This is a genomic window from Thermotoga sp. RQ7, assembly GCF_000832145.1.
Classification (GTDB): domain Bacteria; phylum Thermotogota; class Thermotogae; order Thermotogales; family Thermotogaceae; genus Thermotoga; species Thermotoga neapolitana.
This window is the reverse complement of record NZ_CP007633.1, coordinates 352,525-374,416: the sequence shown is the minus strand read 5'-3', so window position 1 is coordinate 374,416 and position 21,892 is coordinate 352,525. Positions and strand designations below refer to the sequence as shown.

Here is a 21,892-nt window from a genome sequence, read left to right as displayed (position 1 = left end):
GGGAAAATGGTATCATAAACCAACACTTTCGATTGAAACAGTTTGGTTCTTTCACGGAAGTGCTAAACGATTTTCAGGAAGATCGAAGGGGGCGTTAACATGGCGAGAGTAGCAAGAGAAATGGTTGAAAAGGCAGGGGTGGATGTTGATCGTTTACTGGAACTCCTGATAAAAAACGCAGCGGCAGAACTCACAACTTATTACTACTACACCATCTTAAGAGCAAATCTCATCGGACTTGAAGGAGAGACTCTCAAAGAAATCACAGAAGTGGCCAGAATTGAAGACAGAAATCACTTTGAAGCGCTCGTTCCCAGAATCTACGAACTCGGAGGAAAGCTTCCAGATTGCATGAAAGAGTTCCACGACCTTTCTGCGTGTCCTCCTGCAAGACTTCCTGACACTCCAACCGTTCAGGAGATATTGAAGGTGCTCGTTGCCGCTGAAAGGTGTGCAGTGAGAGGCTACACGGAAATTTGCAACATGACGGCAGGAAAGGACCACAGAACATACGAACTTTCTCTTGCAATTTTAAACGAAGAGATCGAGCACGAGTCCTGGTTTTCCGAATTTTTAGGAGAAGGTCCTTCCGGGCATTTCATGAGACGCGGGGAAACCTCACCGTTCGTCTCGAAGTTCCTCAAGTGAAGGCTTCCGTGATCAAAAAGGGCGCACCCGAGGGTGCGCCTTTTGTTTTAAAATAGGATGAACAAAGAAAAGGGAGGGATTGTGATGGAAGATCGTGTTCTGTCCATCAAAAAGGGTCTTCCTCCGGGAACGCTCGTTTATACAGGAAAGTACAGAGAGGACTTTGAGATTGAAGTGATGAGTTACTCACCTGAGGAATTCAGAGAGTTCAGGACAACAAATGTTGAGGATGTTCTTTCCCTCAGAGATTCTTCAATGACCACGTGGATAAACATCGTTGGTGTCCACAGAACAGACGTTGTAGAAAGAATAGGAGAACATTTCGGGATACACCTCCTTGTTCTGGAGGACATCCTAAATATCAATCAGAGACCGAAGATCGAATTCTTCGATGAGTACGTATTTCTCGTACTGAAAATGATCACCTACGATGAGAATTCCTCTGAACTTACCTCAGAGCAAATCAGTTTGATTCTCAGAGGAAACTGTGTTCTCACGTTTCAAGAAAAGAGGGGAGATGTCTTTGATCCTGTGAGAGAAAGGATAAGACACAACAGAGGGGTCATAAGAAAGAGGGGAGCAGACTATCTTCTTTATGCGCTGGTGGACGCTCTGGTGGACAACTATTTCGTCCTGCTGGAGAAGATCGACGACGAGACCGAGATACTGGAAGAAGAAGTTCTGGAAATGTCCGCAGAAGACACAGTCCAGAAGATATACGTGTTGAAGAGAAACCTCATAGAACTGCGAAAGACGATCTGGCCTCTGAGGGAGGTTCTGAACGAAATCTCTAGAGGTGAATCTTCACTCATCAAAGAAGAAACTCTTCCTTACTTCAAAGACGTTTACGATCACACCATCCGGATTGCAGACACCGTGGAAACATTCAGGGACATCGCGAGTGGCCTTCTGGACGTGTACCTTTCGAACATGAGTAACAGAACGAACGAGGTGATGAAGGTTCTCACCATAATAGCAACGATCTTCATGCCCCTCACCTTCATAGCGGGTATCTACGGTATGAACTTCGAGTACATGCCAGAACTCAGTTGGAAATGGGGTTATCCAGTGGTTCTCATTGTGATGGGTGTGATAGCGTTTCTGATGGTGGTCTATTTCAGGAAAAAGAAGTGGTTATGAGATGAGAATTTTGACTTTTGAGTTGTAATGATGATGGGAGTAGTTTTTCGGTATCACTCAAAGAAGTGTTGTTTACTCTCCTGAAGAGCTGATAAACGCCGTTTCAGAGATAAGAGACAGGTTTGGTTATGACAAACCAATCCTGGTAGAGGAATTTCTGACGGGGAAGGATCTGAGTGTGGGTATCATAGGAAACCCACCAGAATCTTACGTCGTACTTCCCATAATAGAAGAGGACTATTCTGCACTTCCTCCAGAACTCCCAAGAATATGTGGGTATGAAGCGAAATGGTTGCCCGATTCTCCATACTGGAACATAAAGTCTGTCCCCGCACAACTTCCAGAGGAAACGGAAAAGTTCATAATCGAATGTTGTTTGAAACTGTTCGAAAGGCTGGAGTGCAGAGATTACTGCAGATTCGACTGGCGGCTCGACGCTGAAGGAAATCCGAAACTTCTCGAGGTGAATCCAAATCCCGGATGGTGCTGGGATGGTCATCTTGCAAAGATGGCAAAGATAGCAGGAATGTCCTACGCAGAAATGCTGGAGGCAATACTCAAAGCGGCAGAGGAGAGGTTGAACATCAGGTGAAGCACGGGGGCCTGGCCCCCCTTTCAATGTTTTTCAATGAACTTTCTCATCTTTCTCTTCCAGAGAAAGTAGACAACCATCAGCACTGCAAAAAGAGCGATTCCCAGAATTTTTGAAAACTCTAGAAAGACCCTGCCAGCCGTCAGTGTGGTGAAGAAGAACACGCTTTCGTATATTAGATCTCCGGCCCATATCACAAGAAGTGTTCTGAAGGGTCTTTCCATGTATCCTGCAAGAAACGGTGTGGCCTTTCCCACCCACGGAACGAACTTGCAGAACAAAATCAGGATCTTTTCCGAAGAGATGTAAACATTCGAAAACTCCCTGAGGATTTTCTGAAAAACCTTCCAGTTGAGTCTGGAAAAGAAAGGTTTCAGCATCTTTCCCGCAAAGAAGGTAAGAGAGTCCCAACTTAAAAGTCCCAGGTAGATCGCAAAGAAAGCCGGTCCTGCCTGCATCTTCCCTGCTGAAATCAGTGTGGACGCTGCTAGAATAGGAAGGGGTGTTCCCGAGTTGTCGAAAAGAAACGTTGTCAAAAAGAGTAACAGATACTTCAAGTTTTCTCACTCCCTCTGCGAATATAATAGCGCACGGAGGTGATGAGGAAATAATCGATACGGTCGAAAGAACCAGTGAAAGGGTTCTGAACAAAATATTGATACTTTTTCTTGGAATTCCAGCCGTTTTTTCTCTAATCCGTGCCAAAATTGTTGAGACGGTGGGTTATTTCATATTCTGGCTGGGAGGTTTTTCCCCGTACGTGTACGAAAAGATCGTGCACCAGGAAGTGCCTGAAAAGACAAAACTGATGCTCTCTTCGTCCATATTTCTTCACTCCGTTCTGGGGCAGTTCATGAACTTCTACGAGAAGATCCCCTTCTGGGACAAGTACCTTCATTTCTATGGATCTTTCGTTGTCACTTACTTTTTCTATCAGATTCTGACAAAGAAATCCAGGTACTGGAACGAGGTTCCAGGAGCGATACTGATGGCCTTTCTTCTTGGTACCTTCTCTGGACTCCTCTGGGAGATCGCTGAATTCGTCACTGACAAGGTTGTTCCGGGATACAACACTCAAAAAGGACTGGACGACACGATGCTGGATCTCATCTTCGACCTTCTTGGAAGTTATGTGATGGCCAAAATCCTCTACAAAAAGAAGACAGGACACGTGTTCTGGAGACCGCGGTCATGAAAAACACCTATCTTTTTCTCACACTCGAAGGTATCTTTTCACTGTTCTATTCTTTGCTCGTTCAGGGTCCCGTTTTTACGGGACTTGCGATGCTTTTCAACCTGGATGAGTTCCTCCTGAGCATCGCCGCCGCCGTACCACCCATGATGCAGTTCTTTCAACTTTTCGCTTCTTTCTTCGTGCGAAAGTACAGAAAGAGGCGCTTTCTCGTCAACGTGTTCAACGCCCTGAGCAGATTCAGTTTTGCAGCGCTCGTTGTGTTCATTCTCCTTGGAAAAACAGATCCGATTGTCTTCATCGCTTCCCTGATGATCTCACAGATCTTTGCGGCCCTCTCAAGCAGCACCTGGAACTCCTGGATGAGAGATCTCATTCCCCCTGAAGAAAGGGGAAGGGTGTTCGGAAACAGAAACATGTTCCTTTCCATAGGCAACGCCTTCATAATATACCTCTACTCCTTCCTGGTCGATCGTTTCTCCATGGGCTTTGTCTTTGTGCTTCTCATCTCCACGGTGGGAACTGTTCTTTCCATCCTCTCGATGAACAAGATTCCAGACGTCCCGGTAAAAGCATCGGGAAGTGGTGTCCCTCTGAAGGCCGTCTTCAAAGACGACAACTTCATGAGGTTCGTTCTCTTCACGTTCTACTGGAACATGGCGGTTACGTTCTCTTCTGCGTTCTACCATTACCATCTTCTGAAGAACCTGAACGTGAGTTACACCTACATCGCCTACATGATGATACTGAACAATTTCGTGGCGATGCTGGCCTACAGGGTTCTGGGAAAGATCTCCGACAACGTCGGACACAAAACGATAGCAGAGTTTGGAATAGTGCTTGCCTCACTTGTTTCTGGGATGTGGCTTTTCATGAACGGTGGAACGTACAGGACTTTGATGTTTGCAGATGCGGTGATCTCCTCTGTGGCCTGGTCTGCCATAAACCTGTCGCTTGCCATTCTCCCCATGGAGGTTGCCTTCGAATCGGATCCCATCTTTTTCGGCCTGAACGCTTCTTTTGCCAGTGTGGGAAGTCTGGCAGGTTCTTTCCTGGGCGGGATCGTCGCAAAACTTCTTTCTGACATCTACGTGAACGTAAGCGGTTTTGAGATCTACGGTCTTCAGATACTCTTTTTAATGGCTGGATTCTTCAGATTCTCTGCTATATTCCTGTTGAGGAAAGTTAAGGTGAGGCAGTACATTCCGTTCAGGGCGTTCATGTTGAGCACCCTATTTGTCACCCTGAGAAGGCCCGTGTACAGACTGATGGATGTGTATCTTATCCTGAAAAGGAGTGGTGAGCGTGTACGAAAGACTGCTGGAAGACTTAAGAAAAGGAAGGGTGATTCTGACGAGCAGGGCAAAGGACAGAGTTAACGGCATGACTATAGGGTGGGGATTCTTCGGCATCATGTGGGAAGAAGAGTACTTCATCACCGCTGTGAGGCCTCAGAGATTCACCTGGCGTCTCATCAAAGAGAGCAAAAGATTCACCCTGAACTTTCTGAGCGAAGAACACAGAGAGGCGCTTAACTACTTTGGACGGGTGAGTGGATACCAGGAAGACAAGTTCGAGAAGGTACTTCTTCACCTGGATGAACTGGAAGGCTTCAGTGCTCCCATAAAAGAAGCACACACACTGATCGAGTGCTCTGTGACTTTCGCAAACAACGTAGAGCCCTTCGTTCTTCCTCAGGAGATCATCGACAGGTTCTACAAAGATCACGGCTTCCACACGTTGTTTTTTGGGAAGATCGAGAAGGTGCTTCAGAGATGAAACTCGAGATACCCTTCGACGAAGAAGGGATTTTTCTTGAAAGGAAGACCAGATTCACGGGTATCGTCTCTGTTGGAAAAGAGAGAACACAGGCACACATCCACAACACAGGCCGTCTTCCACTGCTGTCACCTGGAAAAAGGGTCCTTTTAAAGCGGGCAAAATCCGAAAGGAGAAAGACAAAATGGGACCTTCTTGCGGTCGAATACAGAGAAGAGTTTGTCTTTGTTCACTCTGGATACCACAGCCTCGTGGCAGAAAGGATTCTCGGGGAGATGTTCCCGGGTGCCAGAATAGAAAGAGAAAAGACCTCAGGAAACAGCGTGCTGGATTTTCTGGTAGACGGGAAAACCTTTGTGGAAGTTAAGGGATGTACGTTCGAAGAAAACGGCGTTGCCATGTTTCCGGATGCTCCAACAGTGCGGGGAAAAAGACACGTGGAAGAACTGATCCGATGTGTTGAAAGTGGTTTCAGGGCGCTTCTTTTGATACTGGTTTTCCTTGAGAGCAGGTGTTTTCTTCCAAACAGAAAGGTTGATCCTTTCTTTTCCGAGATCTTCTGGCACGCTTTGAGCAAAGGGGTCGATGTTTGTGTATTCAGGTTAAAATATGATGGAGAGTATCTCCACTCGATGGGGAATCTGCCGATCTGCGAGGAGGTGTAAGAGATGGAGAATCCAACCATCGAGCAGCTTGTGAGAAGGTACGTGGAGATAAAGGACCTCATGAAGGAACTCAGGGCGGAGAAGAAAGAAATCGAGGAGGTTTTGAGAGAATACGCTCAGAGAACTGGAATCAGAGAATTCGAGGTGGATGGGAAAAAGGTCTTCTTCGAAGAGAAACTCAGTTTGAAAGTGAAATGAGCCCGCACGAGGCGGGCCTCACATTTGTTTCAACTTCTCTTCCTGTTCCTTCACAAGATCTTCCAGGGTGACGCTACCGAGTACCTTCTCTATTTCTTCTTCCACCCTCTTCCAGAGAGATCTGATGACACAGTCCAGTTCATCGGGACAGCCAGGCATGTCGAAGAACACCCTGGCCTTTCTGTCCAGAAGAAAGATGATATCGGACACTCTTATCTCCTTTGGCGGTCGTGCAAGCCTGTATCCTCCGGTCTTTCCTCTTTTTGTTTCCACGATGCCTGATTTCCTGAGGGTGTAGAGTATCTTCTCTGCGAACTCTCTGGGAACGGAGTTTTTTGCCTTTTCCAGTATCTCCGTCATCGAGAGGTATCTGTCGTACTCCTTTGCCATCACGATCATGAGTCTGAGAGCGTACTCACTCCGCATCGTGAACACGTCAATCCCTCCAGACGAAAACTCTGGACACGATCTTTCGGTTGTGAAGCGCCTCTCTTATGCTGTCCAGGTATATGTCGATCTTTCTTCCCTTTATGACTCCTCCGATGTCTTCCACGACGAAAACACCACCGTTTGGGGCGTCTCTGAGTTCAGGAATGTAAAGAACGGACCCGATGGGGAAGACAGACGTGTCAGCCGCGGCCGTTTGCCACTCCTTCGGTATTTTCCCGGATTTTGTGAGCCTGAAAGCAGGATGTTCAGGAAGTTTTCCGTCCTCCCACTCTGTGTAGAAACTGATTTCGAACTCTCCCATGTTCGAAAAGAACAGGAGCATGGGATCCTTCGGTTCTCCCTCCACGTAGAGTTCGAACTCCACGTTGCTTCCTCCGTATCCGATCGTCTCTCCCGCACCAACCCAGTCACCGACGTTGACTCTCACAACGGAAAGATTCCTGTACACGGTCTCCACGTCGTTTCCATGGTACACAACGACCGTTCCATCTTTTACGCTCTTCACCCTTCCCGGAAGAGCAGCCTTCACCTTCTGGCCGGAACTTTCCAGCACAACTCCCGAAGAGAACGAGCCATCCGATTTCAGGCCGAATCCAGCGACCACGATCTTTGGATCGGGCTTTTCTCCCACCGGGAAACTCGCAGAAAGATTCGTCACGGGCACTTTTATGATCTGTCCCGCTATGAGCTTTCTGGGGTCTTCTATTCCGTTGAGTTTCATGATCTTCTCCACTCCGTCCGGTCCTAGATTGAAGGCATCGCTGATCTTTGCAAGGGTGTCTCCTCGTTCCACCCTGACGAAAACGTATCCCTCTTCGATTCCAAGGATTCTGGCTATCTCGTAACTTCTCACCAGCCTTCTGAACTCGTCCAGGTACTTCCTCAACTGCTCGGTGTACGATGCCGGATTCACATTCACAAACTGGGAAGTATCGATGTTTTTCATCTCCTGCACTACTTGCTCCAGGTTCTTCTGGTTGTTTTCCAGCTGCGAGAGTCTGTTCTCTATTTGTTCGATGCGGTTTTCAATCTCATCGTCTGTGGTGTACACGACCGTTTCTCTGGCCTCGTTTTGTGAAAGCACGCGCAGAGCCACCTTGGAGAGAAGTTTTTCTGAACTTTCCAGTCTTTTCTCCATTTCGTCAACACGCGAAGAGTTTCTCTCCAGACGGGAGACCCTCTCCTCCAGATCAAGGAGGATGTGCTTTAGATCCTCAGAAGGAGATGGGGAACTTCCGAGGGTGGCTATGCTCATCTTTCTTTCGAGTTCTGAGACCTTCGTCTTCAGATCTTCAAGATCAGACAGAACAGAGACAGCCTTCTCCACGGCAGGAAGTTTCATGGAAATGGTGTAGTAACTGCCTTCGATCTCATTCAGTCTTGTGTGGAATTCTTCCTGCAGGGAAGAAAGATCCTTTTTCAGGTACTCCATTTCTCTCTTCAGCGACTCCATCTCCTCCTGAGAGGCGTCCTGGGAGTTCACTCTTTTTTGAAGATCGTCGATCTTTTTCTCCAGAAGATCCATATGGGCGTTGATCTGCCTGATCTGTTCCTCCACTCTGTCCAGTTTTTCTCTCCATTCAGAAGGCACACACGCTCCAAGAAGAACCAGTACCAGAAGGAAGATCACGATCTTCTTAAGTCCTGCCATCTTTCTCTCCCCACTTTCGCATACAGGGAATCTCTGTGCTTTCCAAGGAGACGCTCGTACCACCTTGCAGCTTCTTTCCTGTTTCCAAGGATCTGATTCAACACTCCGAGGTAGAAGAGTATCATGGGCTCATCCGACTCTTCATAACTGTCGTATTTGAAGTGATTTTCAAATTCCCTCAGAGCACGCTCAAGGTATCGCTTTTCATCTTCTGGTTTTCCCATTTCTCTGAAGATCCAGGCGATCTTGAGGTAGGAAATTGCCACTTTCTTCCGCTGATTCAAAACAGAGTACACGATTCCGCTCAGTGCGTACCGCTTTATCGCTTCTGTGGGTGTTTCTTCGTCCTTTATTTTGATCTTCTTTCTGGCCTCTTCGAGCAGTTTTTTGAGTTTTTTCTCTGTTTCCTCACCTTTTATTTTGATGGTTTCAAAATCCCTGTCGAACGCGGAAAAGTAGCAGTTTGGACACGTTACTACCTCGTAGAGCATGGGATTCACATCCTCAAAGATTGGTTTCAGGTCGATGTCTCTCGATTTGATCTTCACCGCATCGAAGAAGACCATCTTTTTTTTGAACCTGTGTCCGCAGAAAGGGCACGTGAACTCTTTTTCCCAGAAGGTTCTCATTCGGAAAGGAGCACCTCCACGAACGCGTTGGGGTCGAAAGGTTTCAGGTCGTCTTCTTTTTCACCAACTCCCACGAACTTTATGGGAATTCCCAACTCCTTTGCTATGGCAAGGACAATTCCACCCTTTGCGGTACCATCGAGCTTTGTCAGAATGATTCCTGTGACGTCCACCGCATCTTTGAACACCTTCGCCTGAACGAGTCCGTTCTGCCCTGTGGTGGCGTCTATCACAAGGAGCACCTCGTGTGGAGCCTCCGGGATCTTTTTCTTTATCACCCTGTGGACCTTTCTCAGTTCTTCCATGAGGTTCTTCTTCGTGTGAAGCCTTCCAGCGGTGTCTATTATCACCACATCCTTGTTTCTGGCAAGAGCGTGGGAGACGGCATCGAACGCAACGGCAGCGGAATCTGCACCTTCTGAATGGGCTATCACGGTGGCGCCGACACGATCTCCCCACAGTTTGAGCTGTTCTATGGCAGCGGCTCTGAAGGTGTCGGCGGCTGCCAGTACAACGCTTTTTCCTCTATCAGCGAACATCTTTGCGAGTTTGCCACAGGATGTGGTCTTTCCCGTTCCGTTCACACCGACCACGGTTATCACGAAGGGGGGGTTGTCCGGTTCGTTCAGTGCTGTGTCGAAGTTCAGAATTTCAAGAAGAGTTTCCCTCAGTGCTTCCAGGGCGTTTCCATCTTTCTCCTCGAGCCTTTCCAAGATGTACTCTGTTGTTTCAATACCGACGTCTGCCTGAATGAGAAGTTCTTCGAGTTTTTCGCGGGTTTCATCGTCGAGTTTCTTTCCTTTAAGAAGACTCACCACTTTTCCAAAGAACGCATCTTTTGTTTTCTGAAGACCCTTTTTCAGAAAGTCAAAGAGTCCCATCTTTTCTACCTCCCGATTTTTCCATCAATATAAGAATACCACATGTGTTTTTTGAACCGTCTGGGGAAGATGTGTGTCTAAGAAACCGGAAACCTCACCGAAGGAGGGATCAAGGATGAAGAAATTTCTCGCACTCATCTTAACTGTGGTTGTTCTCTCCAGCGTCTTTCCATACGTCAATCCCGACTACGAAAGTCCCATCGTGAAGGTTGTGGAGGCGTGTGCACCGGCCGTTGTGAAGATAGATGTGACGAAAACGGTGAGAACCTCCTTCTTCGACCCCTATTTTGAGGACTTCTTCAGGAAGTGGTTTGGAGAACTCCCTCCGGGTTTTGAAAGACAGGTTTCCAGCCTTGGATCTGGTTTCATCTTCGATCCTGAAGGTTACATCCTCACCAACTACCACGTGGTCGGTGGGGCCGACAACATCACCGTGACGCTGCTGGATGGAAGCAAGTACGATGCAGAGTACATAGGTGGTGACGAAGAACTCGACATCGCCGTTATAAAGATCAAGGCAACAGACAAAAAATTTCCATACCTTGGGTTTGGTGATTCGGACAAGGTGAAAATCGGTGAGTGGGCAATAGCCATAGGAAATCCGCTTGGATTCCAGCACACGGTGACCGTGGGTGTGGTCAGTGCTACGAACAGAAAAATACCAAAGCCCGATGGCAGCGGATATTACGTGGGACTCATCCAGACGGACGCAGCGATAAACCCCGGAAACAGTGGAGGTCCTCTTCTGAACATCCACGGTGAGGTGATCGGAATAAACACCGCAATAGTCAATCCTCAAGAGGCGGTGAACCTTGGGTTCGCCATACCCATAAACACAGTGAAGAAGTTCCTGGACACCATTCTCACCAAAAAGAAGGTTGAGAAAGCCTACCTCGGTGTGACCGTCATGACCCTCACAGAAGAGACGGCCAAAGCCTTGGGACTTGAAACCACAAGCGGTGCCCTCATAACGAGTGTACAGAAAGGCTCTCCCGCAGAAAAAGCCGGCCTCAAAGAAGGTGACGTGATCCTCAAAGTCGATGATCAGGATGTGAGGAGTCACGAAGAACTCGTTTCCATCATCCACACCTACAAACCAGGAGACACCGCAACTCTCACCATAGAGAGGAAAGGAAAGATCATGAAAGTTCAGGTAACGTTCGGATCTTCCTCTGAAGAGGAAACCGCGGCAGCAGAAGGAGAAAAAACGATAGACGTTCTCGGAATCACGGTGGCCAACATCACACCGGCGGACAGAGAAACTTACTCGATCCCGGAAGAGATCCAGGGAGTCATAGTAAGAGAGAGCAGCGGAAAGTTCGGAATCCAGAAAGGAGACATCATCGTAGCAGTTTACATAAATGGAAGAAGATATGATATAAATTCAGTGGAGGACCTCGAAAGAGTCGCTTCAGGAATCAAGAAAGGAGACTATGTGGCTCTGTACATCTACAGAAACGGTGCGAGGGTGTTTGTAAGTTTCATCTATCAAAAATAGAGAAGCCTCCCCTCAATGTTAATAGAGCCCCCTGCGGTGGTTCCCCCTCCAGTGGAGGGGGATTTTTTTGATATCATAAAAACGAGGTGAGAAGGATGATACCACTTTCCAGACCGGATATAACAGAAGAAGACATAGAAAAAGTCGTGGAAGTTCTGAAGAGTGGCAGACTGAGCCTGGGAGATCACACCAGAAAGTTCGGCGAAGTCGTGGCCCAGTACGTAGGAGCAAAGTACGGCTGGCCTGTCAGCAGCGGAACCGCAGCCCTTCATCTCATACTGGAGAGTTTGAACGTGAAAGAAGGAGACATCGTTCTTGTTCCCTCCTTCACTTTCATTGCTTCTGTGAACGTCATCCTCATGAAAAAGGCAATTCCCGTTTTTGTGGACGTGGACAGAAGAACACTGAACGTCTCTTCTGAGACACTTGAAGATGCCATCAAAAGGTGTCTGAAGGGATTCAAACAGGGAGATGTTCACATAAAAGGTGTTCCCGGGTTCTTCATGGCGGTGGATGTGTTCGGGCATCCCCTCGACTGGGACGGTGTGCTGGAAGTTTGCAGCAGGTACGGGATCACTGTGATAGAGGATTCATGTGAGGCCCTCGGTTCAGAATACAAAGGAAAGAAAACGGGAACCTTCGGTGTGGCGGGAGCTTTTGCCTTTTACCCGAACAAGCAGATCACCACCGGAGAAGGTGGGGTCGTTGTGACAGACAGCGAACAGATCTTCACACTCGTAAAGAGCATGAGCAACCAGGGAAGGGGAGAAGACGAGAAGTGGCTTTATCATGTGAGGTTTGGCTACAACTACAGGATCGATGAGATGTCCGCTGCACTCGGTTTATCGCAGATGGAGAGGATCGACAGGATACTGGAAAAGCGTTCAGAGGCGGCAGACAGATACTCGAAGATGCTGAAGGATCTTCCATGGGTTCAGGTTCCCGTTGTCGAAGAATACGTGACCAGAATGAGCTGGTTCGTTTACGTGATCAGACTGAACGGACCGGACAGAGACCGCGTTATGAAATACATGGAAGAAAAGGGTGTTCAGGTGAGAAATTACTTCCATCCCGTTCATCTTCAGCCCTTTTACGAGAAGACGTTTGGAAACATGAGAGGACTTCTGCCCGTAACGGAAGAAGAATCTAAAAAGACGCTCGCGCTTCCCTTCTTCACAAACATATCCCCGAAAGAACAGGAGCGTGTGGTGGAAATCCTCGAGGAGGCGGTGGAAAGGGTTGGCTAGTTTTTTTCTCAGTGTTTTATCTGGGGTTCTCACGGCCCTTTCAATGCCCGGCTTTCTATCCGGGGCTTTGATCTGGTTTTCCCTGATCCCTCTTCTCTTCGCCATGGAGCGGGTGGGGATCTGGAAGAAGGCACTCCTTTCGTTTCTCTACTTCTTCACACACATTCTAATTACCTTCTTCTGGGTTCTTCCAACATTGACGGAGAACCTTCCTTTTGTTTTTGGAAGGTACCCGTCGTGGCTCGGTGTTGTGGTGTATCTTTTGATGGGAGTCATAGAGGCTGCTCCGTTCTTTGGTTTTGGATTCCTTTCCCACTTTGCACCGCGTGGAACGCTTCTGAGGTCACTCTATCTTGCTTCCATCTACACGATGTTTGAGTACATCCGTGGGATCGGAGAACTGGGGTTCACAGGAGGAAGGATCTCCGAGGCCCTGTTCAGACACACCGGTCTTTTGCAAGTTGTTTCTGTCACGGGAACACTGGGTCTTGTGTTTCTGATAGTGTTTCTGAACACCGTCTTCTACGAACTTCTGAAGAAAAGAAAGGCTGTTTTCATTTTTGTGCTGATCGCTCTTGTTTACATCCTCAACGCCACGGTGGAACATCTTCTTCCACTACCGGAGAGTGGAACGTTCGAAGTGATGGCTCTTCAGCCCAACGTTTCCACCTCTTTGAAGTACTTCACGTCGAGCGAGAACATGCTCAACATCCTCGAAGATATGTTGAAAGGAAAAGAAGACCACGTTGTGATCACACCCGAGGCGTTTTTCCTGGAAGATGTCAGGTATTCATCTGTTTCGAACAGTTTGAAGGAGATTTCAAGAAAAAACTCGATCATCCTTGGCTTTCCGGCCAGTGGAAGAAACAGTGTTTTTCTGCTGGAAAACGGTGAGTTCAAAAGAGTCTACTCGAAGGTGAAACTCTTTCCCTTCGTCGAAACACTTCCTTATCCTAAAGTCTTTGGTGTCTTCAGTTTTTTGAGAGGGCTCTCTTACTATGAACCCGGTGAAGAATTTTCCGTCTTCAAAGTGAGAGAAAGTCCTTCGTTTTCCGTTCAGATATGTTTTGAGAGTTACTTTCCGGAGGTGTCCCGAAACTTCGTGAAAAACGGAAGCGAGTTCCTTGTGACCGTGACGAACGACGGATGGTTTCACTACAAAGTGGCGCTGATCAACCACTTTGTTCAGGGAGTCTTCAGGGCCGCTGAAACAAGAAGACAGTTTCTTCAGGTTGCAAACACGGGTATCACCGGGCTGATAGACGAGTACGGTAGAATTCTCAGGGTGCTTCCATCTGAAGAAAGGCTTCTGGGACTGTTTCATGTGAAACCGAGAAAGGGAGAAACTTTCTACGTGAAATTCGGAGACTGGTTCTTCTACTTCTCGATTCTTCTCAGTGGTCTTTCCTGGGTGCTATCGAAACTGTGAGGTGATGATAATGAAGGTTTCAGAGTTCGATTACGAACTTCCGCCAGAGCTCATCGCACAGGAGCCGGTAGAACCGCGTGACGCCTCGCGTCTCATGGTTCTTCACAGAAAGACAAAAAAGATAGAACATCGTATCTTTCGTGAAATAGTAGAGTATCTGGAACCTGATGATCTTCTCGTTCTGAACGTTTCAAAGGTGATACCTGCTCGCCTTTACGCAAAGAAGAAAACAGGTGCACACATAGAGATACTCCTTCTTGATCGCCTGGAGGAAGGAATCTGGCGCTGTCTTGTGAAGCTCGGCCAGAAGGTGAAGAAGGGAACTGAACTGTTGATCGATAACAATCTTTCGGCAGTCTGTCTCGACAGAAGCGAGGATGGAACAAGGATACTGGAGTTTCGACCGAAAAACGACGACCTCATCCTCAAAAAAGGAAAAGCCCCGCTTCCTCCCTACATAAAGAAGGAAGTTCCGCTGGACAGGTATCAGACTGTCTATGCAAAAGAAAACGGGTCCGTTGCAGCACCGACTGCCGGGCTTCATTTCACACCTGAGTTGATAGAGAAGTTGAAAGAGAAGGGAGTAGAATTTGCCGAGATCGTTCTTCATGTTGGAATAGGGACCTTCAGGCCGGTGAAGGTAGAAGAAGTGGAAAAACACAGAATGCACGAGGAATACTACCGGGTACCCAGGGAGGCCGTCAGAAAGATCAGAGAAACAAAAGAGAAAGGAAAGAGGGTTGTGGCGGTTGGGACCACAACCGTGAGGACTCTGGAGACGATAGCCCGGCTTCCCGAGCAGGAGGAGTACGCGGGAAAGACGGATCTTTTCATATACCCTCCTTTCGAGTTCAAGATGGTCGATGCACTGATCACGAACTTTCATCTTCCCAGATCAACCCTCCTCATGCTGGTTGCGGCGTTCGCCGGAAAGGACTTCATCATGGAAGCCTACAGGGAGGCTGTGAAGAGAAGATACAGATTCTTCTCTTTCGGTGATGCGATGCTGATTCTGTAGCGGTTTGGAAAACACGACTTTCTCTTAAACAGATGGTATAAAAACCGAAAATATGTGAACAGTATAATGGAGGTCGGACGGTTGAGAATCCTCGGTGTTGATCCCGGGTATGGAATAGTGGGAATAGGCATCATTGAGATCTCTGGAAACAGGATATCCCATGTCTTCCATGGGGCGATAGAAACCTCCAAAGATCTTCCCAGGGGGAAAAGATTGAAGCAGATACACGAGGAATTTTTGAGGATTCTGGAGAAATTCTCTCCCGATGAGTGTGCCATGGAAACGCTGTTTTTCGTCAAGAACGTTACCACCGCCATAGGTGTTGGAGAAGCACGTGGAGTGATTCTTCTTGCCCTGGAGGAAAAGGGCGTTCCTGTTTTCGAATACGCTCCAAACGAAGTGAAGATCTCTCTGACGGGATACGGAAGAGCGAGCAAAAGACAGGTTCAGGAGAACGTGAAGCGTTTTCTTGGACTTTCCGAGATTCCCAGGCCCGATGATGCTGCGGATGCCCTTGCCATAGCGTGGTGTCACGCCCTTCAGAGCAGAATGAGGAGGGTAACACATGGAAAAGATTGAAAACCTGAGATGGAAAAACATCACCCTGAAAAGTCTGGTAATCGATCCTGGTACCGGCGTCGTGACCATATCTGTTGAGAACTACTCCGAGGAAGTTGAAGATCTCGTTCGGTCTCTGGAGAAGGAGACGAGGTTTCGCGTCGTGCTGAACGGATACCACAGAGATGGTAGTGATCTGAAAGAGAAGATCCTTTCCATTCTGAATGGAAACGTTCCCTACATAAAGGATGTCGTGCTTGAAGGAAACAGACTCGTACTGAAAGTTCTGGGGGATTTTGCCCGTGAAAGAATCGCATCAAAACTCAGAAGTATGAGAAGGGAACTTGACAGCATTCTACCCTCCGGTGTGGAAATCATGCTGGAAGTCATAGAACCTTCCGATGATCTTTTGAAAAAAATCCTTCCACAGAAAGAGCCAGAAGAAGCTGAGAGGAGGCCAGAAGGTGAAGAAGTAAAAGTTGAAGACAGCAACCACGTGTTCGGGCAGAAACCAAGAAAGATCGTCTTCACCCCCTCGAAGGTGTTCGAATACAACAAGAAAACCTCCATAAAAGGAAAAGTCTTCAAGATGGAAAAAGTGGACGGCAAAAGGACACTTCTCCTACTCTATCTCACAGACGGTGAAGACTCTCTCATCTGCAAGGCCTTCAACGGCATAGAAGAGATAGAAAAGGGAGTATCGGTAGGTGACGTCGTTGTTGTGACAGGGGATCTGGCTCAGGAAAATGGAGAGCCGGTTCTTTACGTGAAGGGTGTGACCAAACTTCCCGAAGAGAAAAGAGTGGACAACTCTCCCATTAAAAGGGTGGAACTTCATGCCCATACCAAGTTCAGCGATCTTGATGCAATAATGGATATTGAATCATATGTCAATCGTGCGAAAGAGTGGGGATTTCCGGCTGTGGCAATCACAGACCACGGAAACGTTCAGGCGATTCCTTATTTCTACGACGCAGCAAAGAGTGCCGGGATAAAGCCCATATTCGGAATAGAGGCGTATCTTGTGAGCGATGTGGAACCCATACTGAAGAACTTTTCGGGCAATGCAACGTTCGAGGATGTCACCTTCGTCGTTTTCGATTTTGAAACAACCGGTCTCGATCCTCAGGTGGATGAAATCATTGAAATAGGAGCGGTGAAGATAAAAGAAGGACGTATCATCGATGAATACCACACGCTCATAAAACCGTCCGGAACCATTTCCAGGAAAAGTGCTGAGATCACAGGAATCACTCAGGAAATGCTCGAAGGAGAAAGGGCCATCGAAGAAGTTCTACCGGAGTTCCTTGAGTTCCTGGAAGATTCCATCCTGGTTGCGCACAACGCGAACTTCGATTACAGGTTTTTGAGGCTCTGGATCAAAAAGGTACTTGGAAAAGATTGGGAAAAACCCTACGTTGACACCCTTGCACTTGCCAAATCCCTTCTGAGACTGAAGAGTTATTCTCTTGATTCCGTTGTGAAAAAACTGGGTCTTGGTTCTTTCCGACACCACCGGGCACTGGACGATGCAAGAGTCACCGCTCAGGTCTTCCTCAGATTCATCGAAATGATGAAAAAGATCGGAATCACTAAGCTCTCCGAGATGGAAAAACTGAAGGACTCCGTGGATTTCACCGCGCAGAAACCCTATCACTGTACGATACTCGTTCAGAACAGAACAGGCCTGAAAAACCTCTACAGGCTGGTATCCGATTCCTACACGAAGTATTTCCACAGCGTACCAAGGATTCTGAAGAGCGAGCTGATCGAAAAGCGAGAGGGTTTGATCGTGGGAAGTGCCTGTATATCCGGTGAACTTGCACGTGCAGCGCTTGAAGGAGCCAGTGATTCTGAACTCGAAGAGATAGCAAAGTTCTACGATTACATAGAGATCATGCCCCTGGATGTAATAGAAGAGGACGAAGAGGTCGACAGGGAAAGGCTCAAAGAGGTCTACAGAAAACTCTACAGAATCGCAAAGAGATTGAACAAACCGGTTGTCATGACGGGAGACGTTCATTTCCTGGATCCAGAGGATGCAAAGGGGCGCTCCGCACTCCTTGCCCCTCAAAGCAGGAATTTTGAAAGACAGCCCGCTCTCTATCTCAGAACAACGGAAGAAATGCTGGAAAAGGCGATGGAGATATTCGAAGATGAAGAAATAGCAAAGGAAGTGGTTGTAGAAAATCCAAACAGAATAGCCGAAATGATAGAGGAAGTCCAGCCTCTTGAGAAAAAACTCCATCCACCCGTCATAGAGAACGCGGACGAGATCGTGAGAAATCTCACCATGGAAAGGGCACACGAACTCTACGGGGACCCGCTTCCCGAGATCGTTGAAAAGAGGATAAAAAAGGAACTCGATGCGATAATAAACCACGGTTACGCCGTTTTGTATCTCATAGCGAAGGAACTCGTTCAGAAATCCATGAGCGATGGTTACGTTGTTGGTTCAAGGGGCTCTGTTGGATCTTCACTGGTTGCCCACCTTCTTGGAATCACCGAGGTGAATCCGCTTCCTCCTCACTATCGCTGCCCCAGGTGCAAATACTTCGAGATAGTGGAAGACGACAGGTACGGTGCAGGCTACGACCTTCCAGACAAAAGCTGCCCGAAGTGTGGAACTCCACTGAAAAAAGATGGACACGATATACCCTTCGAAACGTTCATGGGATTTGAAGGAGACAAAGTACCCGATATAGACTTGAACTTCTCAGGTGAGTATCAGGATCAGGCACATCGGTTTGTTGAAGAACTCTTCGGCAAGGACCATGTCTACAGAGCGGGAACGATAAACACCATAGCGGAAAAGAGCGCCGTTGGTTACGTAAAAAGTTACGAAGAAAAGACGGGTAAAAGATTAAGAAAGGCGGAGATGGAAAGACTTGCATCCATGATCACCGGCGTGAAGAGAACAACAGGACAGCACCCCGGCGGTCTCATGATCATACCGAAAGACAAAGAAGTCTACGATTTCACTCCGATACAGTATCCTGCAAACGACAGAGAAGCGGGAGTGTTCACCACGCACTTTGCCTACGAAACGATACACGACGACCTTGTGAAGATAGATGCACTCGGTCACGACGATCCCACCTTCATCAAGATGCTCAAAGATCTCACCGGGATCGATCCCATGAGCGTTCCCATGGATGACCCCGATACCCTCGCCATATTCAGTTCGGTGAAGCCTCTTGGTGTGGATCCCGTGGAACTGGGAAGCGATGTGGGAACGTACGGCATTCCAGAGTTTGGAACGGAATTTGTGAGAGGAATGCTTGTTGAAACGAGGCCAAAGAGCTTTGCAGAACTCGTGAGGATTTCTGGACTTTCGCACGGGACGGATGTGTGGCTGAACAACGCGAGAGACTGGATAAACCTGGGCTATGCCAAACTCTCCGAGGTGATATCCTGTAGGGACGACATCATGAACTTTCTCATCCACAAGGGAATGGAACCATCTCTTGCGTTCAAGATCATGGAGAGCGTGAGAAAGGGAAAGGGCATCACAGAAGAGATGGAAAAAGAGATGAGAAGGCTGAAAACACCGGAGTGGTTCATAGAGTCGTGTAAAAGAATAAAGTACCTCTTCCCCAAAGCCCACGCTGTGGCGTACGTGAGCATGGCTTTCAGGATCGCCTATTTCAAGGTTCACTATCCGCTTCAGTTCTACGCGGCGTACTTCACGATAAAGGGTGATCAGTTCGATCCCACCCTTGTGTTGAAGGGCAAAGAGGCCATCAAAGCGCGTCTCAGGGAACTGAAGATGATGACAGGAAAGGATGCTCAGAAGAAAAACGAAGAGAGTGTCCTGGAAGTTGCCCTGGAGATGATACTGAGGGGATTTTCGTTCCTTCCACCGGATATATTCAAGTCGGATGCAAAGAAGTTTCTGATAGAAGGAAACGCCCTCAGAATCCCCTTCAACAAACTTCCAGGGCTTGGTGACAGCGTTGCAGAATCTATCGTTCGGGCACGTGAAGAGAAACCGTTCACCTCAATAGAGGACCTCGTTCGAAGGACGAAGGTGAACAAAAACCACGTCGAACTGATGAAGAGTCTGGGGGTTCTGAGAGACCTTCCAGAAACGGAACAGTTCACGCTCTTTTAATCGAAAAGAAGTGCCATGATGAGTACATCTTCATAGGAGCCGTCGTCTTTTCTGACGGCTTTTTTCTTCACACCTTCCACCTCGAAACCGAGTTTTCTGTAGAGGCCTATCGCTCTTTCGTTTGATTTCAAAACCTCCAGCTGAATCCTCTTGAAACCGTTCTCCTTTGCCCATTCGATAGCGCATGTCATCATTGCCGTTCCTATACCAAGGCCCCAGTACCTTCTTTTGACGCTTATTCCGAGTTCACCAACGTGCCTTGTTCTTTTTCTACCAAATCCCGTGAAGGTCAGCATGGAAACGATCTCTCTGTTGATCTCCCCTAAGAGCATGAGTTTTCTGGGATCGTTTCTGTACATTTTTATGTAACTTCTCTCGGTAGAAACGTCGTACACCTCATCCGGCCTTGTTATGAGAAAGTCCGTCTCAGAGGTGACCTCTTTCATGTATTCAACGATCCTTTTTGCGTCCCAGATGTTTGCTTCACGTATCATGAGAGAGGATCCGTCTTTGAGTAGAACCCTTTTTGGAAACACTCATTTTCCCTCCAGTTCTAGAGCTTTTCTATGAGATGCAAGTAGAGATTCTATGATCCCACCTCTCACGGCAGATTTTTCCATTGCAACTATCCCTTCGATGGTGGTTCCTGCCGGTGAGGTGACCCTGTGTTTCCAGACGGCAGGATGTTCTTTTGTCTCAAAAAGAAGTCTTGCAGAGCCTTCAAAGAGTTTGTACACAAGATCCCTGGCCACCTCAAAGGAAAGCCCCATCTTCAATGCGGCATCGAGGAAAGCCTCTGTCATTACAAAGACAAAGGCCGGTCCACTTCCTGTGAGGGCAGTTATCGCAGGAAAGTGTTTCTCCTCTATTTCCACAACAAGACCGAGGCTTTCAAGAAGTGATTTCACACCTTCTTTTTCTTCGGAACGGACTTTTTCACTGTAACTGACGGCAAGAACACCTTCTTTCACCCTCACACCGACATTTGGCATGACACGCGCCACCTTCAGGATGCCGTATTCTTCTATCGTTGATATCTTCAACCCGGCAACTATGGATATGAGAACACCGCTGTATCCTTTCAGTTTCTCCAGGATGCTTGAGGCGTCCTGTGGTTTCACAGCAAGTACGATGTAGTCAGAAAGTTTTGCCGTTTCGATATCGACTATCTCGAATGGTTCTCTTTTAAAACGAGCAAGTTTTTCCGGCACTTTTTCAACAAGAAGCACCTTTTCTGCCTTCTCAGACAGTTTCTCTGCAAAGATAGACCCCATGTTTCCAACACCGATAACGGATACCTTCATACTCTTCCCTCCGACATTGGTTTGTGAATATTATACAATTTCGTCCCTGAAGGTAAGTTCCATTTATTCACAAAGTGGGTGTTGATTGTAACTGGCTCTGAATATGCGATACAGAGTATGCAATTACCGGTAACGAAAAAATTCATGCGGGTTTGAGAGAGGTGATGTATGCAAGAGAAAGGGAATAATGAGCAAGAAAGTGAAACAGAATATGAGAATATGTCTTCATCTATCATCATATATCTATCATGAATAAAGAAACCACACACTTAGTCTCTAACCTTTTAAGGGGGACCTTTTTGAACAAACTTGTGAAAACAGGAACTAGACGGTTTTCCCTTGAAACACTCCAAAATGCCCTGACCTAGGTTAGGATAATTTATCTTTTGATTTTGTCTTTCTTGAGGTTTTTCATTGACTATGCAATTATTCCATTTTTCCAAACAGTACTTGACTGGATCTTTCTGTGTGTTAGAATCACCTGTGATGAAACACCCTTTGTATGTTCTCATATACTCTTGCTTTTTGAAATGCTTTGTGGTATAATTTCTCTGAAATCCAACGGGTTTCAATACTTCCTTTGAGGTATGGAAACAATCCACCGGCATTCTGGAAGTAAACCACGATTTCGGTTTCAATACTTCCTTAGAGGTATAACCCTTTTGAAAAACATTCATTATCTCCCCATACTCTCACTGGGGAATCTTTTACCAACCGGTCTTGAAATTCTCCCACCTGCTGGTAAAATAGAAACTAGAGGGAGGCCAGCGTAGCTCAACCGGCAGAGCGGCGCATTCGTAATGCGCAGGTTGTGGGTTCGAGTCCCACCGCTGGCTCCATTTCTTTTCATAGAGGGGTGTGAAACATTACCGAAGAATTTGAGGAAAGGTTCCTAGAAT

20 protein-coding genes, 1 tRNA gene and 1 pseudogene are annotated in these 21,892 nt (G+C 47.3%); 15 read left to right on the top strand and 7 right to left on the bottom strand.

Annotation, left to right across the window (positions count from 1 at the left end):
* Positions 1-99: 99 nt before the first annotated feature.
* From dps to TRQ7_RS01965, 3 genes and pseudogenes are all read left to right on the top strand, one after another.
* On the top strand, positions 100-648 hold the full coding sequence (gene dps / locus TRQ7_RS01975) for a DNA protection during starvation protein (protein ID WP_012644993.1): 549 nt from the start codon (positions 100-102) through the stop codon (positions 646-648).
* Between the two features lie 84 nt (positions 649-732).
* The gene (gene corA / locus TRQ7_RS01970; protein ID WP_038066295.1) at positions 733-1,788 is read left to right on the top strand and encodes a magnesium/cobalt transporter CorA; all 1,056 of its coding nucleotides are present in this window, start codon (positions 733-735) and stop codon (positions 1,786-1,788) included.
* Positions 1,789-1,834: 46 nt separating this feature from the next.
* Positions 1,835-2,380 (top strand): annotated as a pseudogene (locus TRQ7_RS01965) (D-alanine--D-alanine ligase); the annotation flags it as partial.
* Positions 2,381-2,403: 23 nt separating this feature from the next.
* Here TRQ7_RS01965 and TRQ7_RS01960 read toward each other — a convergent pair.
* Positions 2,404-2,937 (bottom strand): hypothetical protein, encoded by a 534-nt coding sequence (locus TRQ7_RS01960; RefSeq protein WP_038066289.1) that lies wholly within the window; start codon positions 2,935-2,937, stop codon positions 2,404-2,406.
* 86 nt (positions 2,938-3,023) lie between these two features.
* Here TRQ7_RS01960 and TRQ7_RS01955 point away from each other — a divergent pair, with 86 nt between their 5' ends.
* The 5 genes from TRQ7_RS01955 to TRQ7_RS01935 are packed head-to-tail and all read left to right on the top strand — an operon-like array spanning position 3,024 to position 6,214.
* On the top strand, positions 3,024-3,575 hold the full coding sequence (locus tag TRQ7_RS01955) for a hypothetical protein (RefSeq protein WP_038066315.1): 552 nt from the start codon (positions 3,024-3,026) through the stop codon (positions 3,573-3,575).
* Positions 3,572-4,951 carry an MFS transporter gene (locus tag TRQ7_RS01950; RefSeq protein ID WP_041843885.1) on the top strand — a complete coding sequence of 460 codons (1,380 nt, stop codon included), beginning with the start codon at positions 3,572-3,574 and terminating at the stop codon, positions 4,949-4,951. Before TRQ7_RS01955 ends, TRQ7_RS01950 begins: the two co-directional genes overlap by 4 nt.
* Positions 4,872-5,351, top strand: a complete 480-nt coding sequence (locus tag TRQ7_RS01945) for a flavin reductase family protein (protein WP_081434628.1) — start codon at positions 4,872-4,874, stop codon at positions 5,349-5,351. The genes TRQ7_RS01950 and TRQ7_RS01945 overlap by 80 nt, the downstream gene beginning before the upstream one ends.
* Positions 5,348-6,016: a DNA/RNA nuclease SfsA gene (gene sfsA / locus TRQ7_RS01940; RefSeq protein WP_012644986.1), complete on the top strand. Its 669-nt coding sequence runs from the start codon at positions 5,348-5,350 to the stop codon at positions 6,014-6,016. Before TRQ7_RS01945 ends, sfsA begins: the two co-directional genes overlap by 4 nt.
* A 3-nt stretch (positions 6,017-6,019) precedes the next feature.
* A complete protein-coding gene (locus TRQ7_RS01935; RefSeq protein WP_012644985.1) occupies positions 6,020-6,214 on the top strand; it encodes a hypothetical protein in 195 nt (64 codons plus the stop codon).
* 18 nt (positions 6,215-6,232) lie between these two features.
* Here TRQ7_RS01935 and TRQ7_RS01930 read toward each other — a convergent pair whose 3' ends face one another.
* From TRQ7_RS01930 to ftsY, 4 genes are read right to left on the bottom strand one after another with little or no spacing between them, the layout of a single operon-like run.
* Positions 6,233-6,640: an RrF2 family transcriptional regulator gene (locus tag TRQ7_RS01930; RefSeq protein WP_231555936.1), complete on the bottom strand. Its 408-nt coding sequence runs from the start codon at positions 6,638-6,640 to the stop codon at positions 6,233-6,235.
* 10 nt (positions 6,641-6,650) lie between these two features.
* Entirely contained in the window at positions 6,651-8,315 is a 1,665-nt protein-coding gene (locus tag TRQ7_RS01925) for a peptidoglycan DD-metalloendopeptidase family protein (protein ID WP_041843884.1), read from the bottom strand.
* On the bottom strand, positions 8,291-8,944 hold the full coding sequence (locus TRQ7_RS01920; RefSeq protein ID WP_012644982.1) for a DUF2225 domain-containing protein: 654 nt from the start codon (positions 8,942-8,944) through the stop codon (positions 8,291-8,293). The genes TRQ7_RS01925 and TRQ7_RS01920 overlap by 25 nt, the downstream gene beginning before the upstream one ends.
* Positions 8,941-9,825 (bottom strand): signal recognition particle-docking protein FtsY, encoded by an 885-nt coding sequence (gene ftsY, locus TRQ7_RS01915; protein ID WP_041843883.1) that lies wholly within the window; start codon positions 9,823-9,825, stop codon positions 8,941-8,943. Before ftsY ends, TRQ7_RS01920 begins: the two co-directional genes overlap by 4 nt.
* A 115-nt stretch (positions 9,826-9,940) precedes the next feature.
* Here ftsY and TRQ7_RS01910 point away from each other — a divergent pair, with 115 nt between their 5' ends.
* The 6 genes from TRQ7_RS01910 (at position 9,941) to TRQ7_RS01885 (ending at position 19,689) form a co-directional block, all read left to right on the top strand.
* Positions 9,941-11,323 carry a DegQ family serine endoprotease gene (locus TRQ7_RS01910; protein ID WP_041843882.1) on the top strand — a complete coding sequence of 461 codons (1,383 nt, stop codon included), beginning with the start codon at positions 9,941-9,943 and terminating at the stop codon, positions 11,321-11,323.
* Between the two features lie 95 nt (positions 11,324-11,418).
* Positions 11,419-12,570: a DegT/DnrJ/EryC1/StrS aminotransferase family protein gene (locus TRQ7_RS01905; RefSeq protein ID WP_041844538.1), complete on the top strand. Its 1,152-nt coding sequence runs from the start codon at positions 11,419-11,421 to the stop codon at positions 12,568-12,570.
* On the top strand, positions 12,563-13,999 hold the full coding sequence (gene lnt / locus TRQ7_RS01900) for an apolipoprotein N-acyltransferase (protein WP_041437364.1): 1,437 nt from the start codon (positions 12,563-12,565) through the stop codon (positions 13,997-13,999). The genes TRQ7_RS01905 and lnt overlap by 8 nt, the downstream gene beginning before the upstream one ends.
* 10 nt (positions 14,000-14,009) lie before the next feature.
* Positions 14,010-15,017 carry a tRNA preQ1(34) S-adenosylmethionine ribosyltransferase-isomerase QueA gene (gene queA / locus TRQ7_RS01895; protein WP_041843881.1) on the top strand — a complete coding sequence of 336 codons (1,008 nt, stop codon included), beginning with the start codon at positions 14,010-14,012 and terminating at the stop codon, positions 15,015-15,017.
* An 81-nt stretch (positions 15,018-15,098) separates the two neighbouring features.
* A complete protein-coding gene (gene ruvC, locus TRQ7_RS01890; RefSeq protein WP_038066281.1) occupies positions 15,099-15,596 on the top strand; it encodes a crossover junction endodeoxyribonuclease RuvC in 498 nt (165 codons plus the stop codon).
* Positions 15,583-19,689 (top strand): PolC-type DNA polymerase III, encoded by a 4,107-nt coding sequence (locus TRQ7_RS01885; RefSeq protein ID WP_041843880.1) that lies wholly within the window; start codon positions 15,583-15,585, stop codon positions 19,687-19,689. The genes ruvC and TRQ7_RS01885 overlap by 14 nt, the downstream gene beginning before the upstream one ends.
* Here TRQ7_RS01885 and TRQ7_RS01880 read toward each other — a convergent pair.
* Together TRQ7_RS01880 and proC are read right to left on the bottom strand one after the other, a co-directional pair.
* Positions 19,686-20,225: a GNAT family N-acetyltransferase gene (locus TRQ7_RS01880; protein ID WP_012644974.1), complete on the bottom strand. Its 540-nt coding sequence runs from the start codon at positions 20,223-20,225 to the stop codon at positions 19,686-19,688. The genes TRQ7_RS01885 and TRQ7_RS01880 overlap by 4 nt on opposite strands.
* Positions 20,226-20,993, bottom strand: a complete 768-nt coding sequence (gene proC / locus TRQ7_RS01875; protein WP_012644973.1) for a pyrroline-5-carboxylate reductase — start codon at positions 20,991-20,993, stop codon at positions 20,226-20,228.
* Positions 20,994-21,756: 763 nt separating this feature from the next.
* Here proC and TRQ7_RS01865 point away from each other — a divergent pair.
* Positions 21,757-21,832, top strand: a tRNA-Thr gene (locus tag TRQ7_RS01865).
* Positions 21,833-21,892: the final 60 nt, after the last annotated feature.